The 21807-nt window shown below is 42.3% G+C and carries 19 protein-coding genes and 1 pseudogene; 16 read left to right on the top strand and 4 right to left on the bottom strand.

Annotation, left to right across the window (positions count from 1 at the left end):
• Positions 1-95 precede the first annotated feature (95 nt).
• The 3 genes from INE92_RS14135 to INE92_RS14125 are packed head-to-tail and all read left to right on the top strand — an operon-like array spanning position 96 to position 5667.
• Positions 96-1166, top strand: coding sequence for an efflux RND transporter periplasmic adaptor subunit (locus INE92_RS14135; RefSeq protein WP_022275942.1), 1071 nt, complete (start codon positions 96-98; stop codon positions 1164-1166).
• Positions 1163-4300, top strand: coding sequence for an efflux RND transporter permease subunit (locus tag INE92_RS14130; RefSeq protein WP_015531400.1), 3138 nt, complete (start codon positions 1163-1165; stop codon positions 4298-4300). Before INE92_RS14135 ends, INE92_RS14130 begins: the two co-directional genes overlap by 4 nt.
• A complete protein-coding gene (locus INE92_RS14125; protein ID WP_015531401.1) occupies positions 4297-5667 on the top strand; it encodes a TolC family protein in 1371 nt (456 codons plus the stop codon). The genes INE92_RS14130 and INE92_RS14125 overlap by 4 nt, the downstream gene beginning before the upstream one ends.
• Positions 5668-5690: 23 nt before the next feature.
• Here the strand turns inward: INE92_RS14125 and INE92_RS14120 are convergent, their stop codons facing one another.
• Both INE92_RS14120 and INE92_RS14115 read right to left on the bottom strand, forming a co-directional pair.
• Positions 5691-5936, bottom strand: coding sequence for a DUF4248 domain-containing protein (locus INE92_RS14120; protein ID WP_004299385.1), 246 nt, complete (start codon positions 5934-5936; stop codon positions 5691-5693).
• Between the two features lie 142 nt (positions 5937-6078).
• Complete coding sequence (locus INE92_RS14115) at positions 6079-6558, bottom strand: HU family DNA-binding protein (RefSeq protein WP_015531402.1); 480 nt, start codon at positions 6556-6558, stop codon at positions 6079-6081.
• 330 nt (positions 6559-6888) lie between these two features.
• Between INE92_RS14115 and INE92_RS14110 the strand changes: the two genes are divergently transcribed.
• The 3 genes from INE92_RS14110 to INE92_RS14100 are packed head-to-tail and all read left to right on the top strand — an operon-like array spanning position 6889 to position 7856.
• Positions 6889-7155, top strand: a complete 267-nt coding sequence (locus INE92_RS14110; protein WP_004313517.1) for a DUF3791 domain-containing protein — start codon at positions 6889-6891, stop codon at positions 7153-7155.
• A complete protein-coding gene (locus tag INE92_RS14105) occupies positions 7152-7643 on the top strand; it encodes a DUF3990 domain-containing protein (protein ID WP_004313519.1) in 492 nt (163 codons plus the stop codon). Before INE92_RS14110 ends, INE92_RS14105 begins: the two co-directional genes overlap by 4 nt.
• A 9-nt stretch (positions 7644-7652) precedes the next feature.
• A complete protein-coding gene (locus INE92_RS14100; RefSeq protein WP_004299389.1) occupies positions 7653-7856 on the top strand; it encodes a DUF3791 domain-containing protein in 204 nt (67 codons plus the stop codon).
• 37 nt (positions 7857-7893) lie between these two features.
• On the opposite strand, the gene INE92_RS14095 is transcribed toward INE92_RS14100, so the two are convergent.
• A complete protein-coding gene (locus tag INE92_RS14095; protein WP_004313520.1) occupies positions 7894-8493 on the bottom strand; it encodes an HU family DNA-binding protein in 600 nt (199 codons plus the stop codon).
• Positions 8494-8779: 286 nt separating this feature from the next.
• On the opposite strand from INE92_RS14095, the gene INE92_RS14090 reads away from it, so the two are divergent.
• The 4 genes and pseudogenes from INE92_RS14090 (at position 8780) to INE92_RS14075 (ending at position 10936) form a co-directional block, all read left to right on the top strand.
• Positions 8780-8932 carry a hypothetical protein gene (locus tag INE92_RS14090; RefSeq protein ID WP_004313522.1) on the top strand — a complete coding sequence of 51 codons (153 nt, stop codon included), beginning with the start codon at positions 8780-8782 and terminating at the stop codon, positions 8930-8932.
• Positions 8933-8935: 3 nt separating this feature from the next.
• Positions 8936-9067, top strand: a pseudogene (locus tag INE92_RS14085) (GNAT family N-acetyltransferase); the annotation flags it as partial.
• Between the two features lie 277 nt (positions 9068-9344).
• The gene (locus tag INE92_RS14080; RefSeq protein ID WP_032811209.1) at positions 9345-9674 is read left to right on the top strand and encodes a helix-turn-helix domain-containing protein; all 330 of its coding nucleotides are present in this window, start codon (positions 9345-9347) and stop codon (positions 9672-9674) included.
• Positions 9671-10936, top strand: a complete 1266-nt coding sequence (locus INE92_RS14075; protein WP_004313526.1) for a type II toxin-antitoxin system HipA family toxin — start codon at positions 9671-9673, stop codon at positions 10934-10936. The genes INE92_RS14080 and INE92_RS14075 overlap by 4 nt, the downstream gene beginning before the upstream one ends.
• A gap of 21 nt (positions 10937-10957) precedes the next feature.
• On the opposite strand, the gene INE92_RS14070 is transcribed toward INE92_RS14075, so the two are convergent.
• On the bottom strand, positions 10958-11686 hold the full coding sequence (locus tag INE92_RS14070) for a GntR family transcriptional regulator (RefSeq protein ID WP_195436353.1): 729 nt from the start codon (positions 11684-11686) through the stop codon (positions 10958-10960).
• Positions 11687-11828: 142 nt separating this feature from the next.
• Here INE92_RS14070 and INE92_RS14065 point away from each other — a divergent pair, with 142 nt between their 5' ends.
• From INE92_RS14065 to INE92_RS14040, 6 genes are read left to right on the top strand one after another with little or no spacing between them, the layout of a single operon-like run.
• On the top strand, positions 11829-13559 hold the full coding sequence (locus INE92_RS14065; RefSeq protein ID WP_195436354.1) for a class I mannose-6-phosphate isomerase: 1731 nt from the start codon (positions 11829-11831) through the stop codon (positions 13557-13559).
• A 33-nt stretch (positions 13560-13592) separates the two neighbouring features.
• Complete coding sequence (locus INE92_RS14060; protein WP_015531408.1) at positions 13593-14693, top strand: ROK family protein; 1101 nt, start codon at positions 13593-13595, stop codon at positions 14691-14693.
• A gap of 39 nt (positions 14694-14732) precedes the next feature.
• Positions 14733-17780 carry a SusC/RagA family TonB-linked outer membrane protein gene (locus INE92_RS14055; protein WP_118220048.1) on the top strand — a complete coding sequence of 1016 codons (3048 nt, stop codon included), beginning with the start codon at positions 14733-14735 and terminating at the stop codon, positions 17778-17780.
• 11 nt (positions 17781-17791) lie between these two features.
• Positions 17792-19396 carry a RagB/SusD family nutrient uptake outer membrane protein gene (locus INE92_RS14050; RefSeq protein WP_195399420.1) on the top strand — a complete coding sequence of 535 codons (1605 nt, stop codon included), beginning with the start codon at positions 17792-17794 and terminating at the stop codon, positions 19394-19396.
• 29 nt (positions 19397-19425) lie between these two features.
• Entirely contained in the window at positions 19426-20565 is a 1140-nt protein-coding gene (locus INE92_RS14045) for a SusE domain-containing protein (RefSeq protein ID WP_195399421.1), read from the top strand.
• Positions 20566-20577: 12 nt separating this feature from the next.
• Positions 20578-21804: a glycoside hydrolase family 76 protein gene (locus INE92_RS14040; RefSeq protein WP_195436355.1), complete on the top strand. Its 1227-nt coding sequence runs from the start codon at positions 20578-20580 to the stop codon at positions 21802-21804.
• The last annotated feature ends 3 nt before the right edge of the window (positions 21805-21807 follow it).

Below are 21807 nucleotides of genomic sequence, written 5' to 3'. Positions count from 1 at the left end.
CTAACGTACAAATAGAACAATGTTTCGTCTAAATCAACCTTTCTCCTCATGTTTGCTTGGGATACTTTTGTGACAACTAACTAATAAGTGAAAATATGAGACGATTAGACTTCTTATTAACAGGATTTTTAGCAGTTCTATTGACTTCGTGTGGGCAACGTGTACAAAACACAGACAGTAAGCCGGCAGTGAAGATTGATACCGTACTTTCTGCCGACAGACAAATAGCTTTGCAGTTTCCGGGACGGGTGAAAGCGGCACAGGACATAAGTCTGTCTTTCCGGGTGAGTGGTACTATTCAGTATATGCATGTAAATGACGGTGCCTATGTGCGTAAAGGGCAATTACTGGCAGAATTAGATCCGACAGACTATCAGATTCAGCTGGATGCGGCAGAAGCAGAATATCAAAGTGTGAAAGCGGAGGCGGAACGGGTGATGGCACTTTATAAGGAAAATGTGACAACACCGGATGCTAACGATAAGGCCGTGTACGGATTGAGACAGATTACCGCCAAATATAACCATGCTAAAGACCAGTTGGCATACACCCGTTTGTATGCTCCTTTTAGCGGATATGTGCAGAAACGTCTTTTTGATTCCCATGAGACGGTAGCTGCCGGTATGCCCGTCGTTTCCATCATCAGTGAGGGAAGCCCGGAGGTAGAGATTAATCTTCCGGCAGTGGAATATATTCGTCGACAGCAGTTTACCCGCTATTATTGTACATTCGATATTTATCCTCATCAAAGATATGCTTTGGAACTGATTAGTGTCACCCCTAAGGCAAATGCCAATCAGTTGTACACCATGCGGCTTCAACTGAAGAAAGAAGATAAACAGGCAGTTCCATCGCCCGGCATGAATACAATGGTAACTATCGAATGTAGTGAAGGAGATGTGCGTAACCTGTCGGTTCCCGGTGGAGCGATTCTTCGTGAGAACGGGCGTACGAGTATCTTTCTTTATGATGCTTCCAGTCACGCTATCCGCCGTTGTGATGTGACAGTAACCCGTCTGCTTAGTGATGGCAGATGTCTGATTACTTCAGGAGAAGTGAATCCCGGTGACTTGGTTGTCGCTTCGGGGGTACATCATGTAAAAGAGGGAGAACAGGTGGAACCGCTTCTTCCGGCTACTGAAACCAATGTGGGAGGACTGCTATGATTGATATTAGTAAATGGGCATTTGAGAACAAGAAGTTGATCTACTTCCTGATTGCCGTACTGATTGTAGGAGGAGCTTATTCCAGTTATGAAATGAGTAAACTGGAGGATCCTGAAATAACGGTAAAGCTCGCTATGGTAGTCACTACCTATCCCGGTGCGTCTGCACATCAGGTAGAGTTGGAAGTGACGGATGTGCTGGAGAAAAATATCCGCTCCATGGGGAATATAGATAATGTGGAAAGTTATTCCTACAATGATCTCTCTTTGATTCAGGTAGAACTGAAAACGACTGTCAAAGAGACGGATGTAGAGCAATGCTGGGACCTGCTGCGTCGTAAAGTGGCGAACGCACAGGCAGAACTTCCTGAAGGTGCCAGCCCTTCTATTGTAAAAGATGATTTTGGAAATGTCTACGGAATGTTTTTCGCTTTGACGGGTGACGGACTTTCCGACAGGGAACTATCTGATTATTCAGAACTGGTGAAACGTGAAGTCAGCGAACTGGATGGGGTGGAGCGCGTTGACTTATACGGTAAACGTCCCGAATGTATTAACATCTCTCTCCTGCAAGACCGGATGGCCAACTTGGGTGTGAAACCCGCCGAAGTGCTAGCCACATTGAACGGACAGAACCAAACTACTTATACTGGTTATTATGATAATGGCGATAATCGTATCCGGGTGACAGTCAGTGATAAGTTTAAGACGGTGGAGGACATCGGTCGTATGCTGATTCAGGGACATGATGCCGATCAGTTGCGGTTGAGTGACATTGCCCGTATTGAGAAAGATTATGAAGACCCTACCCGCAACGAATTGTTTTATGACCGCCAGCGTGCGATAGGAATCATGGTGGCTGCTTCTCCGGATGCCGACATTATTAAAGTGGGGCATCGAGTGGAAAAGAAACTGGAGCAACTAAAGGCTGAACGCCTTCCGGCAGGAGTAGAGTGTCATAAGGTTTTCTATCAGCCGGAACGCGTAGGCACTTCGTTGGGGACGTTCATTCTTAATCTGATAGAATCCGTGATTATCGTAGTCGTTATCCTGATGATCGCTATGGGGTTCAAGAGCGGGGTGATTATCGGTATCAGCCTGGTAGTGACGGTATTCGGTTCCTTCCTGTTCCTTTATTTTATGGATGGTACGATGCAGCGTGTTTCATTGGCCTCGTTCGTGCTTGCGATGGGGATGCTGGTGGATAACGCAATTGTTATCATTGACGGTATTTTGGTAGATTTGAAAGCCGGGAAGAGCCGGATGGAAGCAATGACTGCTATCGGACGGCAGACAGCAATGCCTTTGCTGGGAGCTACTCTGATTGCCATCATTGCTTTTCTTCCTATCTTTATGTCGCCTGATACGGCAGGCGTCTATACGCGCGATTTGTTTATCGTACTCGCTGTTTCCCTGTTGCTTAGCTGGGTGCTGGCTTTAGTGCACGTTCCGTTGATGGCCGACCGGATTTTGCATCCGGAAATCTCTGCGACAACTGCTGCCGGAAAGCGTGTGTATGAAGGAAAGATTTATGCCGTGCTTCGTTCATTGTTGACATTCAGTCTGGCGCATCGTTGGAGCTTTGTGTTTACAATGATCGCTTTGGTATTACTTTCAGCTTTCAGTTACCGTTTCATGAAGCAGGGCTTTTTCCCGGATATGGTCTACGACCAGCTTTATATGGAATATAAATTGCCGGAAGGAACTAACTCCACTCGCGTGGCGCGTGACTTGGAGGAAATCGAAGCTTACTTGAAAAAGCGTCCGGAAGTCACACACGTCACTGCTTCTATTGGTGGTACTCCTGCCCGTTATAACTTGGTGCGTAACGTAGCCAATCCCTCCTTATCTTACGGTGAACTGATTATTGACTTCACCTCTCCGGATGATTTGGTGGATAACATGGCGGAAATTCAACAATATCTTTCGCAACATTATCCGGATGCTTACGTAAAGATGAACCGCTACAACCTGATGTTCAAAAAATACCCTATTGAAGCGCAGTTTACCGGTCCTGACCCTGCTGTTTTGCATCAGTTGGCGGATAGTGCCCGCAAGATTATGGAGAATTGTCCGGATGTTTACCTGATTACTACGGACTGGGAACCACAGATCCCGGTGCTGACTATTGAGTATGACCAGCCTACGGCACGTGCTATCGGATTGAGCCGGAACGATGTAAGCCTTTCTTTATTGACAGCTACCAGCGGCATCCCTATCGGGTCTTTCTATGAAGGTATTCACAAAGATAATATCTACTTGCGTTGCCTGGACGAACACGGAAATCCGATTGAGAACCTGGACAATACGCAGATATTCTCGTCTCTTCCTTCTCTGAACGGTTTGCTGACACAGGAAATGATGATGAAGCTGAAGACAGGAACACTATCGAAAGAAGAACTGGTGGAAACGTTGATGGGAACAACTCCGTTGAAACAAATTAGTAAGCGGATTGATGTGAAGTGGGAAGATCCGGTGGTTCCCCGTTATAACGGGCAGCGTAGCCAACGGGTGCAATGCTCCCCTGTTCCGGGGGTAGAAACGGAGAAGGCGCGGCAATCCATTGCCACGCAGATTGAGCAGATTCCGCTGCCTGACGGATATCGGCTTCAATGGCAAGGCGAGAGGAACGCCAGTACAAAGTCAATGCAATATCTGTTCAAGAACTTTCCGTTTGCTATCATTCTGATGATTTCTATTTTGATTATGCTGTTCAAAGATTACCGGAAACCGATTATCATCTTTTGTACTATTCCGCTGGTATTTGTCGGTGTGGTTGCCGTAATGCTGCTTACCGGGAAGACATTCAACTTTGTGGCTATCGTCGGTACATTGGGATTGATCGGCATGATTATTAAGAATGGTATTGTATTGATGGATGAGATCACTTTGCAGATTAATCAGGGAGTAGAACCTGTGACGGCATTGATAGACAGTTCGCAAAGTCGTCTCCGTCCCGTGATGATGGCTTCGCTGACTACGATTTTGGGAATGATTCCATTGTTGCCGGATGCCATGTTCGGTTCGTTGGCGGCTTCTATTATGGGTGGGTTGCTGTTCGGCACGTTGATAACGTTGCTTTTTATCCCGATTTTGTATGCATTATTCTTTCATATAAAAAAGACAGACAAATGAAAAAAGAAATTCTTGTAGCCATTAGTGTAGCGGGTGTATTGTTCGGCCTGTCGGTTTCTCTTGCCGCGCAAGAAAAACTAAGTCTGGCGCAATGCCGTGAAATGGCACTGAAATATAATAAGGATATGGCTGCCGCTAATAAGCAGACGGAAGCAGCCCGATTGATGTCTCTTAGTTATAAAGCCAATTTCTTCCCTAATTTTACAGTCAACGGAACGGGTATTTATAGCACAGCGGACGGAAGTCTCGGAGTTCCGGGAGGAAACCTTCCGGTTTTCTTGCCCAATCCTGCTACCGGAGAACTGGTATCGAGCGGTTTCGCTTATTTTCCCGGATTGAATCTGGATTATAAGGTCGGAACTGTTTACTCGGGCGGTATACAAGTGGAGCAACCTCTTTATATGGGAGGAAAAATCCGTGCCGCCTATAAAATGTCACTACTGGGAAAAGAAATGGCACACTTGAACGAAGCCTTAACTACTTCGGAAGTTATTCTGAATACAGATAAAGCATACGTGCAGTTAGTGAAAGCCAAGGAAATGAGAAAAGTGGCGGAAAAATATCATGCCTTACTAACGGAACTTTTCAAAAATGTGAAGAGTGCTCACCGACATGGCATGAAACCGCAAAATGATGTACTGAAAGTGCAGGTGAAGCTCAACGAGAGTGAACTTTCTTTGCGAAAGGCTGATAACGCCCTCCGTCTTGCGGGTATGAATCTCTGTCATTACATCGGACGCCCTTTGACAGCACAGATTGATATATCTGATGATTTTCCGGAAGTGGAGCAGGAATGGAAAGTGCAGGTTTCTGATATTACCGCCCGTCCCGAATATGGAATCTTGAACAAACAAATAGCCATTGCCGAGCAGGAGGTAAAGCTGAATCGTAGTGAACTGTTACCGCGTGTCGGCGTCAGAGGTAGTTATGATTACCTTCACGGATTAGAAGTTAATGATGAAACTTTGATGAAAAAGGGGGCTTTCTCCGTATTTCTGAATGTCTCTGTCCCTCTGTTTCATTTTGGCGAGCGTACCAATAAGGTAAAGTCTGCCAGAGTGAAATTGGAACAAGTTCGTCTTGAACAGGAAAATGCCAATGAAAAGATGTTGTTGGAGTTGATGCAAGCTGCCAATAATCTGGATGAGGCCCGGCTGGAAACGGAACTTTCCGAACGTTCGTTGGAACAGGCAGAGGAGAATATGAAAGTCAGTGGTAAGCAATATGAAGTGGGACTGGAAACTCTTTCGGATTATCTGGAAGCGCAAGTGCTCTGGCAACAGGCTTATCAGACGAAAGTGGATACTCATTTTCAATTGTATGTGAATTATGTGGCTTATTTAAAAGCGGCGGGACAACTGCAATGATAAAACCAGTATTCTGGACATCCTTATGGAATGTCCAGAATACTGGTGATGATTTGTACCTGCCGGGGAGTAAACGTTCGTGTACGCGGATGATAACCTGTGGCAGTCAATAACCGGAGCAGTTCTTTATTTATTTTAATCCATTTGGTGAATATGCGTATGGCGCAACGGGGTGTAATGTTCGGATTGTACATACAAGCCAATTCCTTTTTCTTATAAGTTTTAATGCGAAACGGAATTTCTTCCTCTTCTGATGGCAATTCTTTCATGTTGATATTTTAATGTTTTAAGATGTGGTAAAGATACAAAATAAAAAAGGCGTTGTCAAGTCTTTTACAGGAATACTTTGGGAAACAGTATCCGCCCGTAGGCGGGTACTGTTTTCCTGCTTTTAAAGGCTGATGATTAATCTTATGCTGCCGGGTCCGGTGCTTCTCCTTTGCCGTCATCCGGGTTGGGATTCGGGTTGGGGTCCGCTTGTTCCGGGCTGATGGAACCATCATCGGAAGCCACCGCTTTTTGAACACTGACTTTACTTAGCATCTCTTTGAATTTGTAGCCTGGAGTAAAAATGATTTTTACTCTGCGTATCGTATCGCTATCTACCTCTTTTTCAGTATCCTGACTTTCGCAATTCATACCAGGACGGAAGCATCCGAAATCTCCTAATTGAACAGAGATGCCTTTTCTAAGGTTGAGATTTAATGTATCGATCAAAGCATCGAGTACAAATTTTACCGCTCCACTGGGAACCATTCCTACTTTAGTGATTTCCTCGCACAAATCTCTGAAATCCACCGTATTGGTGATTACATTTTGTGCTACATACTTTTCAGCTTTAGTTTTATCAAAGCCGAATGTTCTTTTTTTAATGACGTATCTAAGTGCCATAATTTTTTGTTTTTTAAATTAGTTACTTTATTTATCAATTCTCTTTGTGATCACGATGCAAAGATACTATGGGCACTTTCCGGGGAGGTGCTTTAACGGTCCTAGATGTACGTACTTTGATTCACTTTTATTTATTTTGTTTGTATGATTCTGATTTATAGATCCTTATATATTCTGCTTTAATAGCCATTTCCAAATAGGGAATATTTCAATCAGTTTCACGATACTCAAATGTTCTTGATAATCATAAAATATGCCGAAAAACGATGAACGTTGTAAGAATAAACACTATATTTGTACATATTACATTAAGATAATAGAGGTATAGCTATGCTACATTCAAGCCAATCAGCCCCCGTTGTTGATGGCAAAGTCATGGAGTTTGTGATTTTTGCCATTGAGAGTGCCGCCCAGAAGTTGGGTATTCCGGCTCCTACTCTCTATAACCGTTTGGAAAAACTGAATCTTATCCGTCAATACCTGATAAGTGGATATGACATGCTTCACACCCAGAGTCGTGAGTACATAGCCGATACGTTGGTAGAAGCTCTTGAAAACTGGGAAGCCTACTATAAAGAAAAAGGAGAATTTGTATGAAAGTCTATCATGGTAGTACGCAGGCCGTAGAATATCCTTTGGTCGGTGTCGGACGCGAAAACCTCGACTTTGGTAAAGGATTCTATGTAACAGATATCTATGCCCAGGCTGAACGTTGGGGAGCTGTCATGGCATTACGCCATCCTGGTAGCACATCTGTAGTAAACATATACGAGCTTGATGTTGAAAAGATAAATTCATCCGGATACAAATGGCTTCACTTTGACGGGTATAACAATGATTGGTTGGAATTTATTGTCAGTAGCCGTTTAGGAAAACAGCCATGGTTGGAGTACGACATTGTGGAAGGCGGTATTGCTAATGATCGGGTTTTCGACACAATAGAAAATTTCATGGAAAACCAGATTACTAAAGAAGTAGCTTTAGGACGTTTGCGTTTTGAGCAGCCCAACAATCAGTTATGCATTCTCAATCAACGTCTCATTGACGAGTGTCTCTCTTTCAAAGAATATGTAACAATAAAATAAACTACATTTATGATAGATGTATTAGTATGGAATAAATACACTCGTGTGGTGATGCAATTAGCGGAGCGTTTGAATATTTCTCCCGAAAAAGCATTGCACTTGTTCTATAATAGTAAGGTATACGCATTGCTTCTTAATAAACAATACCCGCTTATAACATTGAGTGATGCCTACATCACTGATGAAATCATACTTGAGTTACAACAGCAATAATCCTGTTGTAACTCTTAATTCTACTTGTTCCAAAAGTTTATACCTTTATATATACAGTCAACTTTCCAACCCCTTCTTTCCCTATTATTCCGTCAGTGATAAAGGAATTTAATTCTTCAATAGCTACTTTTTTATTTCGTCCTGTCAGATGGCTATAATCTGTCCGGCTGATGAATAGATGATTTTCCAAGTATGTGTTGAGGCGGTCGCGACACGTCTCACGGGAGATACTATTTTTCTTAGGGCGTGTAATAGATTCTCCTCGTTGCAGCCTCATTTTGTCGCCTACTTCTTTCTTGAATGGACGACTTGCGCGGAAATTAATATTTTTCATTTGGACAGACGCTGCCCGAATTTCTTTTTTATCTTTAACCGGCGGACATTGCAACGATGTAGAGAAGAATCCGAAGTTTCCCATTTCTACATTCCAACCGTCGGCTAGTAAATCCCGTGCTTCATTGGCAAAGGCTTCCATGGCTCCTGCCAATAAACTTCTGCTGATACCGGTAAATTTGTGGACACGATCCAGAAACTCTTCTTTATCTACGGTTCCTTTGGAGACAATACGGGCATGTAGCGGTTGTTTCTCTCCGTCAGGTGACGGTGGATTTTCAAATAAGTCATATAAAGCACTCATATTCTATTATTAATGGATTAATTACTACTATTAATTCGTTCTACCAAGGTTATTCTTTAGTTCTACCTTGGTTATCGTTTGGTTCGACCATGGTATTTGTTTAGTTCTACCTAGGTGGAACGAATTGTTATTTGCTACAAAAGTAGGTAGTTTATGTAAGAGAGAGGTGCTTTAATTGTAGAGTGGTTTCTTATTTGAATAAGATAACTTCGTAATAACTTGCACTTCCTGATTTATTCAATTACGTTTTGTAACGTATAAACCCAAAGAAAGGAGTTGTATAAGTATGGCAAGACCAATTAAGGAAACTCCGGTACTTTTCGGAGAAGATGCTCGGCGATTTGAAGAACGGATGAAAGAGAAGCGTAGTGAAACGCCGGAGCAGCGGGAAAAAAGGTTGAAAGACTATGAACTGGCAATGAAAATCTTTAAGAAATAAAATATGAATCGTCAGTTGATAGAGGAAACGTATGAGATGCGTAAATTAAATATCTCAGAAAAAATAAAATCGTTCGATTGTGGAGATACCGATCTGAACGATTTTATTTTGAATGAATCTTTTCTTTATCGGGAAGAGGTTGGAAAAGTCTGTTGAGAATAGAAGGAGTAGGAAAAACTTCCTACTATCATTTATTATCCAAACTTCAGATGATAGGTGTGGTGGATGAAAGTTTGGAACGGATTCTCTCCGGCCATTCCGCTTATAAATTAAGGTAAGAAATGATAGATGAAATGATAGAAAGAATCTGATACTATTGGATCGTATCGGATAATCTAATCTTTTTCTTGTCAACCAATCATATAATAAATAATAAATGCTATCTTTGTATATTATATGATAGGTTATAGGTATGACAAAGAGTACGATGGGAACTAAACTTCCCCGCAAGTTGGTTCAAAAAATGCAGATTGTAGGCGAACAAATAAAATTAGCTCGTTTGAGGCGAAATTTGAGTATTGCGCAGGTAGCAGAACGTGCAACTTGTTCAGAACTTACAGTTTCACGGGTAGAAAAGGGGTTACCTACTGTTTCTATTGGTATTTATTTGAGAGTGCTTTATGCTTTACAGTTAGATGATGATATTCTTTTGTTGGCAAAAGAGGATAGTTTGGGTAAGGCATTGCAGGATTTAAACTTGAAACAACGGGAAAGAGCTTCTAAAAAAAGAGATAGTTTATGAAAAAGGTATGGGTATATGCAGATTTTGATTGGCTGAAAGATATTGAACTGATTGGCGAATTGAGTTGTGAACTGCTTCGTGGTTCAGAAACGTACGGATTTCAGTTTAGTAATGATTGGCTGAAAAAATATGGAGAATTGTTTTTAAGTGAAGATTTAAACAATTATCCGGGATCACAATATACCCGGCAGGGTAGAGATATTTTCGGTTGTTTTTCCGATGCTTTACCTGATCGATGGGGGCGTGTTTTGCTTAATAGGCGTGAGCAGTTGATGGCTGCTGAAGAAAAGCGTCCTGTAAATAGGCTGAATTCATTTGACTATTTGGTGGGCATTGATGATTTCTCCCGAATGGGTGGTTTTCGGTTTAAAGAGAATCCGGAGGGGGAATTCATTAATACCAGTAATAAGTTACGGATTCCTCCACTAACGGCTATCCGGGATCTTATGTATGCCAGTCAGGAGATAGAGAAAAGTGAAGAATCGAATCTTTTACCTGATAAAAAATGGTTGATTCAGTTGATTCAGCCGGGGACTTCTCTTGGAGGCGCACGCCCGAAAGCCAGTGTTACTGATGAGCGGGGAATATTGTATATAGCCAAGTTTCCGTCCCGTAAAGATGATTATGATGTGGGCTTGTGGGAACACTTTTGTCATCTGCTCGCAGCAAAAGCAGGGATTAGAGTTGCTTCGACCCGTGTGCTTGTTACTGAAAATAAGTATCATACTCTACTGTCAGAACGTTTTGATCGGAGAAATGACGGTAAACGTATTCATTTTGCTTCTGCTATGACTTTGACGGGGTTGACCGATGGAGCCAATGCTGCCACTGGTAATGGTTATTTGGATATTGTCGATTTTATAATACAAGGTTGCACGAATGTAGAAGCCAATCTTCAGGAACTTTATCGTAGAGTAGCATTTAATATCTGTGTGGGCAATACGGATGATCATTTCCGCAATCATGGTTTCTTGTTAACTCCCAAGGGATGGACGTTGTCTCCTGCGTATGACATGAATCCTACTTTAAATAATCAACAAAGTCTGTTGATTTCTGAATCCTCTTGTGAATCGGATTTGATGATTCTGATAGATGCTTGTGAAAATTACATGCTAAGCAGGGATACAGCTGAAAAAATCATTTCGGAAGTAGTTGATGCAATGAAAGATTGGAGGCGAATTGCTATCAGGCTTAATATATCGAAGCGTGAGATTGATTTATTTTCCCAACGCTTCGATACATATAGTTCTTTTGGTTGTTGAGTGTATGTATGAACATATACTTTATCTCTCTGCCTCTATTGTATAAGTAAAGCTGTCTGCCCGGTAATATCCGACGTTGTATTCAATAGGTACTCCGTTCACATCATAAACAAATCTTTTCCTTATTAATATAGGATCATTGGATTTTATCTCCAGTTTCTCTGCAATAAATTCTCCTGCAAGTCTGGCTGAAATCTCCTCCTTGCTGGTTTTTACCACTATATTATATTGGGTTTCCAGCATTTCGTATAAGGGGCGTGTATAATCTTCCTCTCCGGTCAGTGGAATATTGGGGTTGAAATAAGAGATGAAGTAAACAAACGGATATTCTTTTTTTCCTCTGACGCGTTCCATCACTACGCAGCGAGTGTCGGGACTGGAATCTAAATCAAAGAACGTACCGATTTCTTCGGTTGCACGCTTTAAACTGATATGTAGCTCGAAATTGCGAATCTCGATACCTAACATCTTCATTTCCTGTGAGAAACTAAGCCAGTTCTTTACTCCGCCTACGATACCTTTCTTTACTACCTTCGTTCCGTAGCCTTTCTTGCGTACCAAAAGCCCCTCAAACACGAGCTTGTTGATAGCTTGTCTCAATGTGTTCCTTGAAATATGTAATTGTTCAGACAATTCGACCTCATTGGGAAATAGCTTTCCGTTTTTGTACTCTTCAGATTCTATGAGTCTTCTTAGTATCTCTTCTGCCTGAATATGAAGCGGTTTATCACTATTATGATCTAATTTCATATCTATCCTGATTGGTTTATTTTCAGCAAATATAAGATTTATCAAAAAATAATCCAAGTTTTGTTTGGAATAAAAATAAAATCTATATATTTGCACAATTGAAAGTATGTATGAACATATAAAATTTAAAAACGCTATAAACATGAGAAAAGCTAATTATGATAAATTTCCTTCTACGAAGCTGACGGGGATGCTTGTTCAGGGGTGGGATTCTATCATTTCTATGTTAAAAGAGAAAATGGATGCAAGAAAAGTGCTGGCTGTGGATTTATATACAGGAGTATATGAAGAAGAAGTGCTGGATGCTTTTTCAAAAGAATTCTCCGGAAGAGTGATGAATGTACGTGATTTGATGAAACCGGAAAAAGAAATTCAAACGTTGACAGAACGCTTCATGACTGAAGATGTATTATTCGGCTATGTCACCAATTTGAAGCTGGAAGATTATTTGGATGCGGATAAGGTGGCTGTTGCACGGAAGCAAATCAGTGAAGCAAAAGAAACCATTGTAATCATAGGTACGGGTGCTGCTGTTGTTGCTCCACAGGACGCAATGGTGGTTTATGCGGATATGGCACGTTGGGAAATCCAACAACGTTTCCGCCGGCATGAGGTAAAAGCTTTAGGTATAGACAATCGGAACGATGCTGTTTCTTTGCAATACAAGAGAGGGTATTTCAACGATTGGAGAGTATGTGATAGGTATAAGGAAAGATTGTTTGACAGGGTAGAATTCTGGATTGACACCCATGTGGCCGGGACACCGAAGATGATTGATAAGGATACTTTCTTTAAAGGGGTAGAGGCAACGGTGAACACACCGTTCCGGGTAGTTCCTTTCTTCGATCCGGCTCCCTGGGGTGGTCAATGGATGAAAGAGGTTTGCGACCTGGATCGTGAACGCGAAAATTTCGGCTGGTGCTTTGACTGTGTACCTGAAGAGAACAGCCTTTATTTTGAAGTGAACGGAGTGCGCTTTGAACTGCCTTCGGTTGATTTGGTTTTGCTGAAAAGTAAAGAGTTGCTTGGTGAACCGGTGGAGGCACGCTTTGGAAAAGACTTCCCTATTCGTTTCGACTTTTTGGATACGATGGGCGGAGGTAATTTGAGTTTGCAGGTGCATCCTACTACTCAATTTATCCGTGACAGCTTCGGTATGTACTACACGCAGGATGAAAGTTACTACATGGTAGACGCGGAAGAAGATGCCGTAGTTTATCTGGGAGTGAAGACAGGAGTGGACAAAGAAGCGATGATCGGCGATTTGCGTAAAGCACAAAAAGGTGAACTGGTGTTCGACGCAGAAAAATATGTAAATAAGATTCCGACGAAGAAACACGACCACTTCCTGATCCCGGGAGGAACCGTTCATTGTTCCGGTGCCAACAGTATGGTGCTTGAAATCAGCTCGACTCCGAACCTCTTTACTTTCAAACTATGGGACTGGCAACGCCTGGGACTGGATGGAAAACCGCGTCCGATCAATGTGGAACGTGGTAAATGCGTTATCAACTGGAATCGCGATACGGAATATGTGAATGAACACCTTCGCAATCAGTTTACGGAAGTCGCTTCCGGAGAAGGTTGGGTAGAAGAACGTACCGGACTGCATCCGAACGAATTTATCGAAACTCGTCGCCACCGTTTCTCATCACCGGTGTTACATCACACAAACGATAGTGTAAATGTACTGAATCTGTTGGAGGGAGAAGAGGCCGTAGTTGAGAGTCCTACTCATGCTTTTGAACCTTTCGTGGTGCATTATGCCGAAACATTTATCATTCCTGCCGGGGTGAAAGAATATACCATTGCCCCGTATGGTAAATCTGCAGGAAAAGAATGTGTAACGATCAAAGCTTACGTACGCTTTTAATAATGAAATAAATCATCTAATATCTTGAAAACTATGTATGAACATGATGAACGAATCGTAATGACGCTCGATGCGGGAGGCACTAATTTCGTGTTTTCAGCCATACAAGGCTGTCGCGAAATAGTGGAACCTATTTGCCTTCCGGCAGCGTCCGACGACTTGGAGCGTTGCTTGTCTGTTCTTGTAGAAGGTTTCCTGGAAGTTGAGAAACGATTGCCGAAACTTCCGGTAGCTATCAGTTTTGCTTTCCCCGGGCCTGCTGACTATGAGCATGGAATTATTGGTGACTTGCCCAACTTCCCGGCCTTCAGGGGAGGAGTGGCACTTGGACCTTATTTGAGGGAACAGTTTGGTATTCCGGTTTTTATTAATAATGACGGTAATTTGTTTGCTTATGGCGAAGCCTTGGCAGGCACTTTGCCCGAAGTGAATAAACGCCTGAAAGAAGCAGGCAGCAGTAAGGTATATAAGAACCTGCTCGGAATTACACTGGGTACAGGGTTTGGTGCCGGAGTGGTGATTGACAGCCGGTTACTGACCGGAGACAACGGTTGCGGCGGCGACGTCTGGATTATGCGGAATAAGAAATATCCCGAAATGATCGCGGAAGAAAGTGTCAGCATCAGGGCTGTCAGGCGAGTATATCAGGAATTGACCGGAAAGGATGCTTCTTCTTTGACTCCCAAAGATATATATGATATTGCCGAAGGGATCGCAGAGGGAGATCAGCAGGCTGCTGTCCGGAGTTTTAACGAACTGGGAGAGATGGCCGGTGATGCTATCATCCGTGCATTGAATATTGTTGATGGCTTGGTGGTGATTGGCGGAGGAGTGGCCGGAGCGGTTAAATACATACTTCCGGGAATCATGAATGAGATGAATCGGCAGATCGGCACATTTGCAGGAGCTTCTTTCCCTTGTTTGCAGATGGAGGTGTTCAATCTGTCCGAAAAAGAGGCATTTGATAAATTTCTGGAAGAAAAAGACAAGATGGTGAAAATACCATTTTCGGAGAGAGAGGTGCATTATGCCTGTCACAAGAAAATAGGCATTGCTGTTTCTACATTAGGAGCAAGCAGGGCTGTTGCTTTAGGGGCTTATTCCTTTGCTTTGTCCCAACTTAATATCTTATAATATATGATAACTCTTCTATTAATTCAAATATAAAATGTTATGAAACAATCTAATCTATTGAACGCGCAATTTGCCCGCCGGCTTTTCAGAACGGCATTTTCGAGTTGGCAATTATTGGCTGTTATGTTGATTGTTTGTATGAATGTGGCTGTTGGTTCCAAACTGTATGCGCAATCTAATACAATCGCAGTGAAAGGTAAAGTAATGGCAGACGGGGAACCCGTGATTGGGGCTACCGTGCTGGTGAAAGGTGTATCTACGGGTACGGCTACGGATATGGATGGAAATTTTTCACTGAATGTTGCTTCAAAAGCGGTATTGGTAGTTTCCTCAATTGGATATGAAACACAGGAAGTTCCGGTGAACGGCCGCCAGTTTATCAATGTGGTGTTGAAGTCGGATGTGGTTACTTTGAAAGATGTGGTAGTGGTAGGCTACGGCGTGCAGAAGAAAGTCAACCTGACAGGAGCTGTGTCTTCTGTTTCTACGGATGAATTGGAAGGAAAGCCGATTTCCAATGTATTGGAAGCGATGCAGGGAACGACTCCCGGTTTGGTTATTCAGCAGGGAAGTTCTACTCCGGGTAGTGTTCCTTCTATTAATATCCGTGGATTGAATACGATGAACAACAATGATCCGTTGGTGATTATTGACGGAATTGAAGGATCGCTGGGCAATTTGAATCCGGCTGATATTGAGCAGATTTCTATTTTGAAAGATGCGTCTTCTACTGCTATTTATGGTTCACGTGCTTCCAATGGTGTGGTACTTGTTACTACCAAGAAAGGAAAAGCCGGTAAGGTGGAAATCTCTTATGATTTTATGTATGGTGTTCAGCAGCCTACTTCATTGCCTAAGATAGCAGACTCGTGGGTATACGCTGAACTGTATAATGAAGCGGCTGTTAATTCGGGAAGAGCTGCAAAATTCACTCCCGAGCAGATTGCGCAATTTAGAAATGGCGGTCCGAATGTAAATTGGGTGAAAGAACTGTATCACCGTAATTCTCCTCAAAGTTCACACAATGTTTCGATGACAGGAGGTAACGACCAGTTGTCTTACATGGCTTCTTTGGGTTATATGGATCAGAACAGTATGTTCAAGGGACCTGATTATGGTTATAAACGCTACAATGCACGTCTGAATGTAAGCCATAAGGTGACGAATAACTTTACATTGAATTTGACTTCTCAATTTGCCCGTAATGATATTAAAGAACATGCTTACTGGACGGAATGGATTATCGAGCAGGCAAACCGCATGCCACCGATTTATCCGATCAAGAATGAGGATGGTAGTTATAATTATCCAGCCGGAAGTAACTCAAACGGTTTGCAGCGTTTGGAAGAAGGCGGTTATCGCCAGAATGTGAATGATGAATTATTGGGAACCATACAAGCCGAATGGGAAGTATATAAAGGACTGAAACTGATCGGAAGTGCCGGTGGACGTGTTTGGAATAATAATTTGCATGAGAACCGGAAGGCTTTCGAAGGTACGGGAGATAGTGAAAATAAGTTGACCGAGCAATTCTATCGTTCTAAGAATATCACTACCAATCTTATGGTGACTTATAATACGAAAATAGGGAAACACTCTATCGGTGGATTATTAGGATATGCTTATGAGGGTTTCTCTGAAAAGCAGTTCTCTACCAGTCGTTTGACGGAGGATTCTAAATATGATATTTTTGTAGGTGATTTGAGTGGGGATAAAGTTAGCAATGGTGGTTCGGCAAGTGACTGGGCTATCTATTCCGGTTTTGCAAGGGCCACTTATAATTATGATGAGAAATATCTGCTGGAATTTAATATCCGTAATGACTATTCTTCTTATTTTGCGAAAGGAAACCGTTCGGGAGTCTTCCCGTCTTTCTCGGCAGGATGGCGTATCTCGGAAGAAAAATTCTGGTCTGTACTGAAACCGTATGTTCCTTCTTTAAAAATCAGAGGTTCCTGGGGATTGGTTGGTAATAACCGCATTGGTGCTTATCAATACATGCAGACGGTGTCTGTAAAGAACGGTATCAGTTTCGGCGACAAGCTGGCGCAGACGGCTGAATTTGCTTCTACAAACCCTGATCTCAAATGGGAAACTACCCGTATGGCTAATATCGGCTTCGAATTGGGATTGTTGAATAATGATTTGAATATTACTTTTGATTGCTTCAATAATCGTACAAAAGATATTTTGGTGAATTTACCGGTTCCCGGATTGTTTGGTAATGGTGCCCCGATTCAAAACGCTGGTAAGGTAGAGACGAGAGGATGGGAATTATCAGTAAGTTATCGTTTGAAGACCGGTCCGGTAGTGCATAACTTCGCCGGAAATATTTCGGATAGCTTTAATGAAGTAATAGATACACGCGGTACGGAAATTATCGGTGGCTCGGATGTACAGACAATTATCAAGGAAGGTTATCCGTTGTACTCTTACTATGCATATCGTTCGGATGGATTTTTCCAGAATGAGGAAGAATGTCAGAAAGGACCGCACTTGGAAGGTATTACACCGAAACCGGGAGATATTCGTTATTTGGATAAGAACGGCGATGGTGTGATTAAACCGGACGATGACCGTTTTATTGTTGGTAATGACTTCCCAAGATATACTTTCGGCTTCACCTATGGTTTGGAATATAAAGGTTTTGATTTCTCGATGATGTGGCAAGGAGTAGGAAAACGTAACAAGTGGATGCGTGGTGAATCTGTAGAGGCTTTCCATAATAACAATGAAGGTCCTGTAATGGATTTCCATCAAGATCGCTGGACTCCGAATAATCCGGATGCTACTTATCCCCGTCTGACAATGGGTGCGGAATCTGCTAATAATGCAGCGAAATCAGATTTCTGGATTCAGGATGCTAAATACTTGCGTTTGAAAAATGCGCAGATTGGATATACTTTCTCGCAACAATGGATGAAAAAACTCTATGTCAAGAATTTAAGAATCTTTGCCAGTGTGCAGAATCCGTTGACTTTCACAAAGATGAAAGGCGGATGGGACCCGGAATATACCGGAGACGGCAGTGGTCGTTCTTATCCTGTGGCAAGAGTATATTCATTTGGACTTAATGTTAAATTTTAAACTGTACCGTGATGAAAACAACTATAAAGAATTTGATTTTATCTGCTGTCTTGGTAGTGGGCGGTGCCTCTTGTGTTGACTTGGATACGGCACCGTATGACAGAGAAACGGACTTGACTTATTGGGAAGAGGATCCTGAAGCAGCTGTCAAGGCGTTGAATACTTGCTATACCTATTTGGGAAATATGGACGAACAGCTTTATTGTGAAGCAATGACGGACAATGCTTATACCAAGCAACCTAATGATTTTACACAAAATATTGGTAATGGTTCATATTCTACAGCCGACTCTTACGTGAAACAGGTTTGGGACGGGCGCTATACGGGTATTCGTATGTGTAACCAGTTGCTGGAAAATATAGACAGGGTTCCTGATTTGGACCCGGAATTGAAGAAACGTTATATTGGTGAGGCAAAAGTACTTCGTGCTTATAGTTATTATGAGTTGTATACGAAATTCGGCGATATACCTTATACTACAAAAGTGCTTTCTATCAAAGAAAGTATGTCTATTGCACGTACAGCCAAAGCCACTGTAATAGCAAATGTTTTGGCCGATCTGGATGAAGTGATTAATGGTAACTATTTGCCGACTTCTTATGATGCGGATAATAAAGGTCGGATTACCCGTTGGGCGGCAATGGCTATTAAAGCTAAAATCTATTTGTTTGAAGGTAATTGGACGCAAGTGAAAAATATCACTTCTACCATTATGACAGAGGGGGGCTTTAAACTCTTTGGAAGTTATGCAGGATTGTTTGAGATCGCTAATGAATACAACTCTGAAGTAATTTTGGATGCACAGTATCGTCCGACCAGTCGTGAACATCAGATGATGTATGTTTTCCTGCCGCCCACTTTGGGTGGATATTCCCAGCTTTCTCCTTTGCAGGAGTTGGTAGACAGTTATATTATGCTGGATGGAAAAACAATTAAGGAAACAGGAACATCGTTTGATGAAAGTCATCCGTATGCTAATCGTGACCCACGTTTGAAGGCAACGGTGATGTACACTGGAAACTCATATACGTTGGCCGACGGAACAGAAGTTGTTATCAACTGTGAGAAAGGTGAAGGCAAAGATGGTTATGGGGTAGGTTCAGACTGTTCGGCTACCGGTTACTATATTAAGAAATATTGGGATAACACTTATCGTGCTACTCTTTATTCTGGTTTGAATCCGATTCTGATTCGTTACGCTGATATTTTATTGATGAATGCGGAAGCATTGGCAGAATTAGGAGAACTGGATAAGACGGCTTGGGATGCAACTATTAAACCAATTCGTGATAGGGCCGGATTTACACTTGCTTCAGCACTGGAATTCCCGGAAGGAGCTTCTAAAGATAAACTGATTGAGATTGTACGAAACGAACGTCGTTCGGAATTGGCATTGGAAGGACATCGCCATAAAGATATTATCCGTTGGAGAATTGCGGACAATGTATTGAATGGATGGTGTCACGGACTAAAGACAAATGATGTGGTAGGTACGGATGATGGATACGTTCGGGTTGAAAACAGAACCTTTAATGCAAATAGGCATTATTTGTGGCCTATACCACAGGCTGAACGTGACTTGAATGGTAATTTGGAGCAGAATCCGAATTGGTAATTGGTTAAACGACTCAAAAAGGAATGATTATGAAAAAGATATTATGGATATGTTCAGTACTTCTGGCAATGGTTTCATGTCAGGAAGATTATGAATTGAACACGGATTTTGCAGTCCCTACAGAATTAAGTTCCCCTGCTTCTATCCAGTTGAATGTGTCATCTCCAACGCCTGTTGTGTTGTCGTGGTCAGGAGGTGGTGCGGCAGATGGCGGAATTGTATTGTACGAGGTGCTGTTTGATAAGGCAGACGGTGATTTTTCAAAGCCGCTGGCTACGGTGAAAAGTGATTTGGGAGCTACACCTAGTTTGTCAATCACTCATGCGGCTATTAATACGATTGCCAGAAATGCAGGCATTTATCCTTTGGAAACCGGAGATATAAAATGGACGGTAAATGCTTCGAAAGGTGGAGTGGTGAAGAGAACCGACAAGGTGGCTACCATCACAGTAACTCGTGGAGAGGGAATTGATAATATTCCGGCTGAATTGTATTTATATGGTTCGGCTACGGAGAACAGTGGACAGGGGGGAATTCCGTTCCGTTGTGTAGAAGAGGGCGTTTTCCAGATTTATACGAAGTTATCTGCAGGAAATATATCATTTAAGTCTGCTACTACAGGTGAAACATTCAGCTATTATATTGATGATAGCTCGAAGTTAAGAGAAGGGGAGGGCGAAACGGCAGTCGCTGCTTCCGAAGAAGTAACCCGTCTGACAGTGAACTTTAATACAATGGCAATGACCACGGAAAAAATCGGTTCTTCTGTTCGTTGTATTTGGGGAGCAACATTTGGAGATATAGCTGTATTAGAGTATGCTGGTGATGGTAAATTTGTGGGAGAGGGCGATATCCGATTCCTTGATCCGTCCAAACCGGAAACCGGTGCTCCTGATTGGTTAAGTTGGATAGAAGAACGTTACTACTTTTTAGCAAAAGTAAATGGTGGTGATATGTGTTGGGGTAGAGGTGATGGCGTGAGTGCCGAACGTCCGGTAGGTGGAGAACCTGCTTCTTTCTATGCTTTGTATGAATTCCAATGGAGTCAGTGGGATCATCTTTGGAAAATGAAAGGTAGTCTGGATTATACGCATGCGACTATCACTATCGATACGAATTCGGATGGATTGATGATACATACATTTACTAATGTGACTCCGATTAATTAATAAAACTAAGTTATGAAAAAGATAAAGACTATTTTAGCTATTCTTCCGGCACTATTATTCTCCTGTGCCGGAGATGACGTAGAGAAATATATCCCGCCTACACCGATTGCTCCGTCAGAACCCGGAGAGGAGGTCGTTTATCATAAACGTGCCAAAGAGCAGTTTGACTTGATTAATCAGTGCTACCGGATCAATAGTGGGACAACAGAAGGACTGTATAATGAAAATTATCCTAAGAAAGACGGGGATAATTCCGCTTCTTTCTTGTGGCCGTATGACGGACTGGTGTCCGGAGCAGCAGCTTTGCATGCCTTAGGTTATGATGTGAATTATGCAGATATGGTAGACCGGTTTGAAGTTTATTATCGTATTCCTAGTGGAACTGTGGGTGGTTATGGTTCTCAAACCAATGGTACTACCGGTAGTGGAACACGTTTTTATGATGATAATTCTATTGTGGGGATTGAACTGGTAGAGGCTTTTAATTTGCTAAATAATCAAGATTATGTGACGAAAGCTAAAAGAATCGTTGAGTTCCTGCAAGCTGGTGAAGATGATACGTTTGGAGGAGGTCTTTGGTGGAATGAAGACCAGAAAGGACAGCAGGGAGTTGGTGATTCGAATAAACCGACATGCGCTAATGGATATGCAACGCTATTCTTGCTTGAATATTATTCTGTATGTCCTCAAGAGGAAAAAGCGGATGTGTTGGCTTTGGCAAAACGTTTATATGCTTGGACATTGACTAACTTGCGTGATCCGGAGGATGGCTGTTACTGGAATGATAAACAAGCAGACGGATCCATTAATAAAACAAAATGGACTTACAATACAGGTGTAATGATTTCTAACGGAGTCCGTCTATATAAAATAACAGGTAAACAGACTTATCTGGATAGTGCCATTGCTTCTTCCGAAGGTGCGTATAATTATTTTGTACGTCCGCTTAATGGGTTGGCGTTGGCTTATCCCGATCATGATCCTTGGTTCACAACAAAACTGATCCGTGCATTTATTGATATTGAGCCTTATTATAAAAATGCAGGTAATTATATCAAAACATTCATCAACTTCCTGGATTATGCATACGAAAATGCCCGTTTATCAAACGGACTGTTCTATGAAGACTGGACAGGAGCAACTCCAAAACGTGCTGAACAGTTGTTGATGCAGGATGCTGCGCTCGAATCTTTGGGAATGATTGCTTTGTACAAAGGAGAAACAGTGACAGAGGAATAGGAT

This window comes from Bacteroides xylanisolvens (assembly GCF_018289135.1).
In the GTDB taxonomy this organism is placed as follows: domain Bacteria; phylum Bacteroidota; class Bacteroidia; order Bacteroidales; family Bacteroidaceae; genus Bacteroides; species Bacteroides xylanisolvens.
Note: the sequence above shows the minus strand (reverse complement) of the source record. Positions and strands in the feature narration are given on the sequence as shown.